The 11,012-nt window shown below is 67.3% G+C and carries 12 protein-coding genes; 9 read left to right on the top strand and 3 right to left on the bottom strand.

Going from position 1 to position 11,012, the window contains the following annotated elements; all coding sequences use genetic code 11:
• The first annotated feature begins 20 nt into the window (after positions 1–20).
• The 4 genes from OIE47_RS26705 to OIE47_RS26685 all read left to right on the top strand — a co-directional run bounded on the left by OIE47_RS26705 (position 21) and on the right by OIE47_RS26685 (position 3,955).
• Positions 21–464: a hypothetical protein gene (locus OIE47_RS26705; protein ID WP_326557256.1), complete on the top strand. Its 444-nt coding sequence runs from the start codon at positions 21–23 to the stop codon at positions 462–464.
• A gap of 36 nt (positions 465–500) precedes the next feature.
• Complete coding sequence (locus OIE47_RS26700; RefSeq protein ID WP_326557255.1) at positions 501–1,955, top strand: DUF7405 family protein; 1,455 nt, start codon at positions 501–503, stop codon at positions 1,953–1,955.
• Positions 1,956–2,463: 508 nt separating this feature from the next.
• Positions 2,464–3,132, top strand: a complete 669-nt coding sequence (locus OIE47_RS26690) for a suppressor of fused domain protein (protein WP_326557254.1) — start codon at positions 2,464–2,466, stop codon at positions 3,130–3,132.
• A 478-nt stretch (positions 3,133–3,610) separates the two neighbouring features.
• Positions 3,611–3,955 (top strand): hypothetical protein, encoded by a 345-nt coding sequence (locus OIE47_RS26685; RefSeq protein ID WP_326557253.1) that lies wholly within the window; start codon positions 3,611–3,613, stop codon positions 3,953–3,955.
• 247 nt (positions 3,956–4,202) lie between these two features.
• Here the strand turns inward: OIE47_RS26685 and OIE47_RS26680 are convergent, their stop codons facing one another.
• A complete protein-coding gene (locus OIE47_RS26680; RefSeq protein WP_326557252.1) occupies positions 4,203–5,309 on the bottom strand; it encodes a hypothetical protein in 1,107 nt (368 codons plus the stop codon).
• A gap of 214 nt (positions 5,310–5,523) precedes the next feature.
• Here OIE47_RS26680 and OIE47_RS26675 point away from each other — a divergent pair, with 214 nt between their 5' ends.
• The 4 genes from OIE47_RS26675 (at position 5,524) to OIE47_RS26660 (ending at position 8,154) form a co-directional block, all read left to right on the top strand.
• Positions 5,524–6,048 (top strand): HAD domain-containing protein, encoded by a 525-nt coding sequence (locus OIE47_RS26675; protein ID WP_326563255.1) that lies wholly within the window; start codon positions 5,524–5,526, stop codon positions 6,046–6,048.
• 95 nt (positions 6,049–6,143) lie between these two features.
• Complete coding sequence (locus OIE47_RS26670) at positions 6,144–6,356, top strand: DNA-binding protein (RefSeq protein WP_326557251.1); 213 nt, start codon at positions 6,144–6,146, stop codon at positions 6,354–6,356.
• Between the two features lie 155 nt (positions 6,357–6,511).
• Complete coding sequence (locus OIE47_RS26665; protein ID WP_326557250.1) at positions 6,512–7,069, top strand: hypothetical protein; 558 nt, start codon at positions 6,512–6,514, stop codon at positions 7,067–7,069.
• Positions 7,070–7,365: 296 nt separating this feature from the next.
• Positions 7,366–8,154 (top strand): tyrosine-type recombinase/integrase, encoded by a 789-nt coding sequence (locus OIE47_RS26660; RefSeq protein ID WP_326557249.1) that lies wholly within the window; start codon positions 7,366–7,368, stop codon positions 8,152–8,154.
• 76 nt (positions 8,155–8,230) lie between these two features.
• Here OIE47_RS26660 and coaD read toward each other — a convergent pair whose 3' ends face one another.
• The gene (gene coaD, locus OIE47_RS26655) at positions 8,231–8,785 is read right to left on the bottom strand and encodes a pantetheine-phosphate adenylyltransferase (RefSeq protein ID WP_326557248.1); all 555 of its coding nucleotides are present in this window, start codon (positions 8,783–8,785) and stop codon (positions 8,231–8,233) included.
• A gap of 192 nt (positions 8,786–8,977) precedes the next feature.
• On the opposite strand from coaD, the gene OIE47_RS26650 reads away from it, so the two are divergent.
• The gene (locus OIE47_RS26650; RefSeq protein WP_326557247.1) at positions 8,978–9,550 is read left to right on the top strand and encodes a hypothetical protein; all 573 of its coding nucleotides are present in this window, start codon (positions 8,978–8,980) and stop codon (positions 9,548–9,550) included.
• Between the two features lie 238 nt (positions 9,551–9,788).
• On the opposite strand, the gene OIE47_RS26645 is transcribed toward OIE47_RS26650, so the two are convergent.
• The gene (locus tag OIE47_RS26645; protein ID WP_326557246.1) at positions 9,789–10,772 is read right to left on the bottom strand and encodes a hypothetical protein; all 984 of its coding nucleotides are present in this window, start codon (positions 10,770–10,772) and stop codon (positions 9,789–9,791) included.
• Positions 10,773–11,012 lie beyond the last annotated feature (240 nt).

Genomic DNA, 11,012 nt, shown 5'->3' with positions numbered 1-11,012 from the left:
TCACCCGACCGAGGACACCGATGACCAGACTCGCCGCACTCGACCTGCGCAGAGGTCGGTACGTCGCGTACTCCTCCTCGCTCACCACCGACGGCCTGTGGATCGCCAACGGGGTCTTCGACCTCCTCGACGAGCCGGCCGACGACCGGGAACTGGGCGCGGCGGTGCGCCGGATGCTCGACGCCTCGCGCACCGGTGTGCCCACGCCCGACCTGCGGGGTGGGCCGACGCCCTTCGCCCCGCTGCTCGACGCGCTCGGGCTGCGCTCCTGGGCCACGTACGCCAAGGGCACCCGGCACGTCGACATCGAGTGGGACTCCGACGAGCTGCTGGTGAGCCCGACCCGCAACGGCGGCGCCCGGGAGGGCTTCGTCGGGCTCGGCGAGCACGCGGTACGGCTGACCGACCCGGGCGACGACGAACTGGGCCGGACCCTGCGCGGTGCGCTCGACCGGTCCCACTGAGGCATGGGCGCCCCGTCCCGGCTAAGCCGCCGCACCATGCTGGCCGGCGGAGCGCTGGCGATGGCCGCGTCCGCGCTGGCGGCCTGCTCGGACGGCGCCCGTACCCCGATCCGTCCGGCCGCATCGGACCCGGCGGCGGACCTGCCCGACATCCAGTTCGACGTCGCCCGGTTCAGCGCGCCCGAGCAGTCCTCGCCCACCGGCGGACCGTTCGTCACGCCGCCGGTGCACACCGTGTACCTGACCGCCGCGCTCGCCCGCAGCCCCGGCCGGGACGACCAGCGGGAGCTGACCCGGGTGCTCACCCTGCTGGAGTCGCGGTACGCGTTCGGCGCGGCCGGCCTGCTGACCTTCGTGTCGTACGGCCTGCCGTACTTCCGGCGGCTGCCCGGCGGTCTCACCGGGGACCTGGTCGGCGCGCACCTGCCCCGGCTGCTCGCCGACCCGGCCCGCTCGGTGTTGGAGGAGGCGGTGCCGGCGCCCACCGACGTGCACCCGGACAACCCGGGGGTCACCAAGAAACGCTTCACCGTTCCGGTCCGGATCGAACAGAACGACCTGATGTTCACCTTCCGCAGTGACCGTGCGGCGGTCATCCAGGACGTGCTGGGCTGGTTCGACGGCAGCGACATGTTGGCCGGTGCGCCGACACCCTCGCCCGACTTCGCCGGGCTGCTCACGGTCACCTCGAGCCGACACATGTTCACCCAGGTCGGCCTGCCCCGCTCGGTGGCCGAGCAGAACCGGCTGCCCTACGCCCGGTTCATCCAGCCGGACTCCCCGATGTGGATGGGTTTCTCGGACCAGCAGACGAACGCCTCCGGCCCACCGGCGATCTGCACCTTCGCCGGCCACCCCTCGGCCCGGCTGACCACCGCCCGCCCCGGCGACTACCTCGACAACGGCGGGATCCAGCACCTGTCGCACGTCATCCTCGACATGCTCCAGTTCTACGACATGGCCTCGCCGGACACCCCGCCGAGCGAGAACGGCAACTTCAGCAAACGGGTGCAGTACATGTTCCACGCCCCGCCGGTGCATCCGGGCAACACCGACCAGCTCACCGACGGCGGTGGGCCGTCGTTCCTGCCGGCCGACAACCGTGGGCCGGACTACGCCGAACTGACCGCCCGAGGGGTCGGCCTGCCCCCTGGTGAGCGTCGGATGGGGCACCTGTCCACCCTCCAGCGCAGTTCCCGGGCGCCGGACGGTACCCCGATGCATCTGCGGGTGGACGGCCCCGGTTTTGACCCGATGGACGTACCGGACGGCAGCAGTCAACCCAAGCTGCACTTCAGCCTCTTCGTGCCGACCGCCGACGTCTTCGCCCGCATGCGGCACAGCCAGGCCGCGGTAGACCTGGCGCGCAAGCACCGGGTGGCCGAGCAGGACAACGGCCTGGAACGCTTCCTCACCTGCACCCGTCGACAGAACTTCCTGATCCCGCCCCGACGGCACCGGGCCTTCCCCTTGGTCGAGCTGGCCGACTAAGAGCTCCTAACTCTTTGAGCGTTGGAGTCTGCGCCAGCAGATGATCGCGCAGGCCAGGGTGAGGAAGGCTTCGTGGATGTCATCGCGGATATCCCAGCGGGTCCGTAGGCGTCGGAACCAGTGCGGCAGGGCGATGGTCTGCTCGACGACCCAGCCGAGGCCCTTCAGGCAGGCCGGGACTCGAGAGCGATCGCCCTCACTTGCCTTTTCGGTCGGCTCAACTGCCCGAACTGCGCCACCCCGTTCGATCTAGCCGACCACAAGAGTGGCCTCTCATACGGATGACGCACGGATCCGCATACGCCGCTGATCAGGCGGACCTGTCGGCGTCCGTTCGTGTCATGACGGTCGCGGGATGGCGTTGCGGGATTCTCCTTGCGGCGGACCGCTCCAGTGGTCGTCCTATGGCCGGCCGTCGCCCGCGATGTCCGGGGCGAGCACGGGCCGCCTGCCTCGCCACTCAGGAGGTCCGTGCAGACACCCCGACCCGGCGTGTTCTGATCTTTCAATGACCTCCGAAGCTCCCGGGTGGGGCGCTATCGACGCCCGGCTCGCCGAGCTGTATCCCGATGTGAAGCCGAAGCACTACGGCACGCTGCACCGCTTCGCGCTGGGTGGACCAGATCCGCTCGACGGTGTCAGCTTCTACCAGCGTGTCGAGCCCGTGCCGCACTGGCACACCATCGGCTACGGCATGAGCGAGCTGTACGCCAAGGAAACCGACAACCCCGACGAGTCGGGCTGGGGCTTCGAGCTCACCATCCGGATCACCCGCGACACCGGTGACACCGCACCGCCGATCTGGGCGGCAAACCTGCTGCAGAACCTCGCCCGGTACATGATCTCCAGCGGCAACAGGTTCGAACCCGGCCACCACATCAACGCCAACGGCCCCATCCGCCAGGACCACGAAACGGCGCTTACGGCCCTAACCTTCGTCGAGGACCCAGAACTCGGGACAACCCACACTCCACACGGCCGAGTGCAGTTCCTGCAGGTAGTCGGCCTGACCACCGACGAATACGCGCAAGCTCGACAGCGGGGCACCAACGGTCTACTGACCATGCTTGGCGAACGACAGCCGCTACTGGTCACCGACCTGAACCGGCCCTCAGTAACAGACGACCAGGCGTCGCGGACCCCAAGCGAGGCCGGACGTGGCAACGACGGCCCCTAGACCGGGCTACTCACGGTCGTCGTCCTCGACGCCCGCGGCCATGTCTACTACCCGCGCAAACTCCGTGAGGGCAAGACACCCGCCGAGGCGCGACCCGCCTGAAACGGCGGCTGACCAAGGTTCTCTACCGACACCTCATCAAAGATCAACTCAAGCTGGCACCCAGCAAGGATTTGACACACAGAGGCGCTCTTGAGCCCCTCCCGCCCTGGGGCGGTGCCCGAGCCGCGCAGGCAAAATGAGAGCCACACGACCAGCGTGGCAGCCGAAGAGTGAGCGACAGCCCGGGCGTCTCGACCGAAGCCTGGCCGGGCCACGGTCGCAGGTCAACGAACCGAGTAGCCGCTGGTCGTGTGCACAGGCAGACGACCAGCCGTCACGCTCGGTGTTCGGCCCCCCGCGGTGCCGGCATCCTGATCTGCCGAAAGTAGTGTGCCTACTCTCTTTAAGGGTCCCGGCGATCGGAGGGCTGTTCCGGATGACGGATGATGACCGCATCAAGGCTGTTGCCGAACTCTGGGCGGCGCACAGGGAGGCTGCGTTTCCTGCCCGTCTGACGGCCGTCGACATCGCGGGGGTCGAGATGGTCATGCTCGATGCCGGCGCCGCCGGCTGCATCAGTACGTGGCTGATCAACGGCGGCGACCTCGATGATCGGTGGTGGGATGTTCTTGCAGCACGCGAGCAGGACCTCGCCCGAGTGGTACCGCACTTGGCCGGCTATGAGGCGAGCTACTACCAACGGCTGTTGGATATGACAGCGCTTGTCCTGGGTCCGCCTGACGACTTCGCTTTCTGGCACCCCTCACTGACGGCGCCCTGATCTGCCGCCGACTGCGTGCAGTGGCGCCGGAGCAGCCGTCACCTTCAGCGATCGTCAGCAGTGATGCGTCCAGGTGCGAGGGCTTCGGGTCGTGCCGCAATCCGCACGCTACGCATCGTAAAGAGGTGTGACTCAACCGCCGGTCATGCCGATGGGCGGAGACGCGAGGTGCTGACGAATTCCGGGAGCAGCGTGGCTATGCGGCTGACTCGGGAGCTTGCCTGGTCGTGCGCGCTGCCCGGCTTGGTCACCATTCTGCGGATGCCGCGCCTTGGGAGACCTGGCCGCCTGGCACGAGACCGCGCAGCGCCATCCGGGTGTCGGCGGCGAACCGACGCGGCGGGGCGGCTGGACCGAAACAGTGCATCGCGACCAGGTCCAACAGTGCCTGCTGAGTCGCGTCGAGCGGCTGCGGCGGCGGGAACCCGCCCGGGAACGCCTTCGCACGCAGCCTTGCGCCCCAGTCGCCGACGTACGTGCCATCGGGTGGTTCGGCGAGGAGCAGCCCCAAAGCCCTAACGAGTTCCTCCAGCGTGGCCCGGTCGATCGCCACAGGCAGCAGCTTGAACGGGTAGATCCGCCCGAAATACGGAAGAATCTGCTGACACCAGGCTGCATCGGCCGGATTGGACAGAACATCGATAAGCGCCCGGGTCCCCTCCGGCTTGACAGCAAAGGCGGGCGAGAGCGCGGCGGTTGCCCGTACCACGGCATCCGGATCGTCGCGAAGAACCGGCGAGGTGTCGTACGCCCAGGACGTGAGAGTCAAAACCGCCAGGACACGGATACACCGGTCAGAGCGAGCCAGAGCATGCTCACCCATCCAGGCCGCCACCTCGGGGCGGTGGCGTTTGAGTTCTGACCCGTCGTCCAACACACATGCGAGCGTGCCCAGCGCGGCACGCACGATCGCCGGGTCAGGATCCTCACGCATCGCCCACGCGGCGCGAAAGACACGCGGGCGAGCGGCACGGCACGCGTCGATGTCCGTCGCCTCACCCGAGACCGCTTCACCCGAGGCCGCTACCGCATCCATAACCGACGTCAACCAATCCAGCAAAGCGGCCCGCATCGGTACGGTGCCGACACCGCCTCGCGCCGCCACCGGGGTGAGCATGCGCGGGGCGTCGAGCACCGCGACAACGAAGTCCACCGCCGGTGCTGTCGCGCTGTAGATGGTGTCCTGGTGGTGGATGATCCCGTAGAGATCACCAAGCGCCCTGGCCTGACGTACAGCGTCGTCGCTCAGCAGAGCCGCGAGGATCTCTGGTGTCCGCGGCACCTCCGGCATCCCGCTGTGCGCATGCTCGACCGCCGACCAGTCGGTCCGCGCCAGAAGCTCCTCGTGCCGCACCGCAAGAGTATGGAGCACCGGTCTCCGCGGGTCCGTGCCGAGCTTTTCAACTCCCGGTGCCGCCGTGATCAGAGAGGAGGACGGCATCCGGATCTGCCGCCGAGCGAGGGCGGCCCACGGTAGTCAGCAAGTGGGACTCGACGTCCGGCCGTGCCCCGAAGGGTGCACGTACCCGGCCCAGCCCGGATCGGCCCCACGATACGGTTCGAGCGTGATGCCCGGCCTGACCCACCGCCCCTTGATCTTCCTCGATGTAGACGGCCCACTGATCCCGTTCAAAACCCGGCCAGCTGGCCGGAGACGTTCCTCGATCGGTGCCGCCACACAGCCACCGGACAGCACCGGCAATCCTTTGCTCGATCGGCTTGACCCAAGCGACGGCCGCAGGCTGCTGGCCCTGAGATGCGAGTTGGTCTGGGCAACGACATGGATGGCGGATGCGAACGAGGTCGTCTCACCACGGCTCGGGCTTCTAGTCCTGCCGGTGGTCGATTGGCCGGACGACGACCAGGATCCGGGGCACGGTCTGCACTGGAAGACCGTGTTCCTGACCCGGTGGGCAGCAGGACGATCGTTCGTCTGGCTTGACGACGAGACAACCGATACCGACCAGCGATGGGTCGTGGCCCATCACCCGACGCGGGCGCTGCTGCACCGCGTCGACCCATACACAGGCCTGACCGAAGCGGACTTCTCAGTCATCCGTCAATGGCTGGCGCAGGGCGGCAACCCAGCTTGATCACCTGCACGCTCATGCCGCCGATCGGGTACCCCGGCGAGGCGAGGTGTGGTCCGGTTTCGCGGATCGGCGGTGCGGCTGGCTATCGTGATCGCGTGAGTGCTCGCCATGTGCCCGAACAAATCGGCGACCTGCCACCGATCGGGCGACCAGCCAACAGCGCCCTTCTCGAAGCTGGCATCACGACGCTTGCGCAAGTGAGCGCCTACAGCCGCCGCGATCTACTGGCCCTGCACGGGGTCGGGCCGAAGGCGGTCAGCATCCTGGCCGCAGCGCTGGCCGAGCATGGCCTTGCCTTTGCCGAATGACGGCAACAGCTCCAACGTCAGCAAGACAGGTTGACCTCGCACTGTTTCGACGCCACTCCGCAATGGCTCCCGGCTCACTCTTCTGCCGCCGACCGTGCGCAGCGGCGCACAGGTAACGGGTGGACGTAGCATGGTTCGGCAACACAGACTGAGCCGTGACCTCTCGGGACATTCCGCTGCCGCTAGGCAAGGTCGATTGGCTGTTCCCCGCCCTCGCAGATCGGACGGAACACGACCGTGTTCGTCAGCTTCTGCAGTCCGCCGACGAAACCCTCTTCCTGGTCGGGCAGCAGCTGGGTGCACGATCCGACGCCCAGCTCTGGGGCGTCCCCCTGAACCGCTTCCGCTACCAGCGGCTCGGGCCCGAACCGGAGTTCCCGGTCACGATACTGGCGGGCGAAGGGGGATCGAATCAGATCTGGGTGGACGTCCTGTGCGCCCCAGCGGGCAGCATGCCGTACCACCGCCCCGGACCGCCATGGCAGGTGCACACCACGATCTCCCTCAGCTGTGACTCCGACCCCATCGGCTGCGGCGGCCACCAGGTCGACGCCCACACCAGTACACCGATCGAGACCCCGCTCAATGCCGCCACCGAGGTGCACGCCGCAACCGAATGGCTGCTACAACGACTCGCCAACGAAAGCGAGGGCTCCCTCCGAAAACACGACCCGAACCGCGGTCACCCACCCGCACCCCGACGCCGCGACTGACACGAACCGCGCATCACCCCACCGGCCTGCCGAGGGTGGCCCAGCGAATGCGGCGGCCCCATAGGGCAAAGCCGGTGGTCACCGGGCGCGACGCCACTCACCCCGCCGTCCGGATCTGTCGCCTGGCGAGTGTTGGCGCTGCCTTTGAGCGTGACGCACCGTGAGGTATGACTACCTCTCCCGCTTCCGGTCCCGGTCCTGTCTCTCCTGATCGCCGCGTCCTCCGTGCGGCGGTGGCCGCCTACCTCGGTCGGTACCGAGGTGACACACGGTCGCATACCGACTCCGACCTAGGCGTGTTCCTGACCTGGTGCGCCGACCAGGACCTGGATCCACTGTCGGCCGCGCGCGTCGACATCGAGCGGTACGTGCGCTGGCTTCAAGACGTACGGCGGCTCCAGCCCTCGACCGTGTCCCGCCGCCTGTCGGTGGTGATCGGCTTCTACCGCGTCTGCGTCATCGACGACATCCTCCCGCACTCACCCGCCGACTACGTCCGCAGACCGGTGGTCCCACCCGAATCACCCACCCTCGGGCTCGGGCACCTCCAGTTCGAAGCACTGATCACCACCGCACGACAATCCGACAACCCGAACGACTTCGCGCTGATCGCCATGCTCGGACTTCTCGGGCTCCGGATCTTCGAAGCCTGCGGCTCGAACATCGGCGACCTCGGCGAGGAGCACGGCCACCGTGTCCTCCGGGTACGCGGCAAGGGCGGCAAGGTCGTCCTCATCCCACTCCCACCCGCGGTGGCGAGGGCCGTCGACCGCGCGGTCGACGGCCACCTCGACGGCCCGATCCTGCGCAACACCCTCGGCACCAGGATGGACCGGCACGCCGCGACCCGCCGACTCAAACTCCTCGCCGCCCACGCCGGGATACGGATGCCGAGGATGCACCCGCACATGCTGCGCCACACCTTCGTCACCACCATGCTCGACGCCGGTGTCAGCCTCTGCGACGTACAGATCGCCGCCCGTCACGCCGACCCCCGCACCACCATGCGCTACGACCGTGCCCGCAAGAACCTCGACCGCCACCCCAATTACATCCTCGCCGCCTACATGGCCTCCGGAACCTAGCGACCGCGCGAGCGGGTCTGCCGAGAACAGTGCTTTTCATCTCGAAGGCGTTACCAGCGATCCGCGACCCCTGGGATCACCCTTTAGCGTTCAGGGAGGGACGGGTCGACTGTGCCGAGCGGTATGCGCGGGCAACCGTAGACGAAGTGGCGGCCAGTTGCGGACGGGACGGCAACCAGACGGTCTGAACGCCGAGTTTCTCGTTCATCGCAGCGAGCTGGTACTCGTGACGATGGTCCGCAGCCGTACGTAGGCCGCGGACGATGACTGTGGCGCCGCGGTGCAGGCAGTAGGCGGCGGTCAAACCGGTCCAGGTGTCCACCTCAACATTGCCCCAGGCTGCCGGCATGGCGTCGCGCACGCGTGCGGCCCTGGTCGTGGCCTCGGCGGTTGGTCGCTTGTCGGCGTTCACCGCCAGCAACACGATGATCTGGTCGAACATCACCCGGGCACGGGCCACCAGGTCCCGGTGCCCCGAGTGAAACGGATCGAACGTACCGGGATAGACCACCAACGAACCAGGTGTCGGCACCACTCCACGATCCGACGTAGCCGTCACCGCAACTCCAACCACATGGTTACGATTATCCCAGCCGTACATGTGCTGACCCGACATCGGGCCTTTCGTCACAGGCGACATCCTGATCTGCCGTTGATCGTGGGCGCAGGCAGACGATGAGCCGTCACGCTTGGTGTCCGGCGTCCAGGGGCGCCGGCACCCTGAACTGCCGAGTTGAGTGCACCCGAGCCCCCGTAGGTACTTCCTGCCCAAGTTGCGAGACTGGCTAACATACGCCAAGCGCGACATGAGGGGTGCTGAGGGATGCTGACGGAATACCAGCGGGGACTGCGTGAACGCTTCCTCTCCGCCCCGGTGATGCCCCCGCCAGGTCCTTGGCGGCTTGTGCTCGACCGGCAGGTGCCGATCGGAGGCCTTGTGGGGATCGGCTTTTCCGCAGATCACTCAGGCAACGACCTAGTTATGGTCGTGTCCCATGACGGCCACGGCCTGTTCGACGCGACGACCGGGGCCAAGATCGCCAGGGATCGAACACCGGACCCAGAGTCGGCTTACCCGGATGCGGTTCCAGACCTCAGTTGTCCAGGTCTGGGCCCTATTGCCGGGACGCGAGTCCGGATCGCGGGTCTTTTTGGTGGTGGTTTGCACACCACGACTGAGGATGGCTGGACCGTTGATGTGGTCAGCCCGGACTGGCCGCATCATCGAGTCGTACTCTCGGCCGACGGAGGACTGTGCCGTGGCCCGGCGGGCGAGAAGTGGTGGCATATCCTCCACGCCGACTATTCCGAGCTACGCGCTGCTGGTTTCTCCCCATCCGGGCGCACCTTGGCTGTCGCTACGAGCAGTGACCTGACGCTGTGGAGCAGCTCCTGATCACCTGTTTCGGTCCTCGACGTACCACCGGGAACGCTCCGGCCAGGAGCCGGAAATCTCGCAAAGATGCCCAATCAGCCAGACGCCTGCACTGCCGCAGGTAGCGCGCGTCGATTCCAAGATCGGGCATCCGGATCTGCCGCCGTCCGGGCGTGCTCGCCGATCGAAGCGGCCACGCTCGGTGACGAGTCGCTTGGTCGTGCAGGATCCTGAACTGTCGATGAGCGGGTGTCCCGCATCAGTTGGCATCCGGCACGGGTCCGCCGACGGCGCGGCTCCGCTCAGCTTTTTCAGACACCGTGAGAAGGATTACGACAAGGACTAGCAGCCCGGCAGCCGCGCCGAAATGGTTCTGCAGCGCCAGCGTCCACAACTGCTCCGGCGGCGGAAACTCCGGCGTCACCGCGAAGGAGAAGACTGCCTTCCACGACCCCCACGCGAACAGGAACCCGGAAGCCAGCCACGACAGCAGCAGGGGCACCCGACCGGTGTTGCGGGTCAGCGTCCATGCGCTCCACGCGGCGCCCAACGCCCACACTCCGCTGTTGGCGGTAAGTAGGTGCCACTGCGCGTCGCGGCCGTCGAGCGTCGCCCCGTTCAAGCCGATCGTTCCGCCCAGCGCCCAGAATAGTTGCGGCAGGCCGAGGGCGAGGCAGAGCGCCGCCGCCAATCGGGCCACAGTGACCCGCACGCCCGGCCGCCCAGGGACACCCGCGCCGACTAACCCGTCCGGCCACCGCCGTACGGCGTAGACCGGAGCGGCGATCGCCAGACCGAGCGCGAACCCGGCGAACGACACCGACAGCAGACCGATTTCCCAGGCAGTCATCTGCGCTTCCGCGGCGGTGGCGCCGGTATCCGTGCTCACCAGCGCAAGAAACGGTATGACCGGAATCATCGGCACCAGGAAACCCATCCCGATCCAGCCCGGGAGCAGTATTAACCAGCCTGGTACCCGCAGGCCCCATCGCTGCGCCAGCGCAAGGCCGAGCAGCATGGCCAGCCCAGACATCGCCACCGTCAACCCATTAATTGTCGCCCAGTTCAAGTGGCTCCAGGCTCCTTCGTGCAGTCCCCCGCCGCGCAGTCCGTCGATCGTCCAGTAGACCTTCATCACGAAGTACGGTGCCATCGCGAACACCGCGCCGTACGCAGCAACGCGCCCAACACTCGGCCAGTAGCCTCCTGGTGTCGCCTCCGCGGCGCGTCCATTCCTCTTCATGCCACTCACCGTAGGAACGACCGCACCGGACAGCCTCCCTCTGGAGAGGGAATGCCCTCCCGCTCTGTGGTGACCCAGTGGCCTGACTGGTCGAGCAATGCTGCGTTGACGCTGCGACGACTGCCCGTACCAGCACACCTTCTGTTGAAAGATCACATGCACTCTCATGCCGCCGACCGTGCACGGCGGCGCACAGGTAACGGGTGGACGTAGCATGGTTCGGCAACACAGACTGAGCCG

Source organism: Micromonospora sp. NBC_01796, assembly GCF_035917455.1.
Lineage (GTDB): Bacteria > Actinomycetota > Actinomycetes > Mycobacteriales > Micromonosporaceae > Micromonospora_G.
Note: the sequence above shows the minus strand (reverse complement) of the source record. Positions and strands in the feature narration are given on the sequence as shown.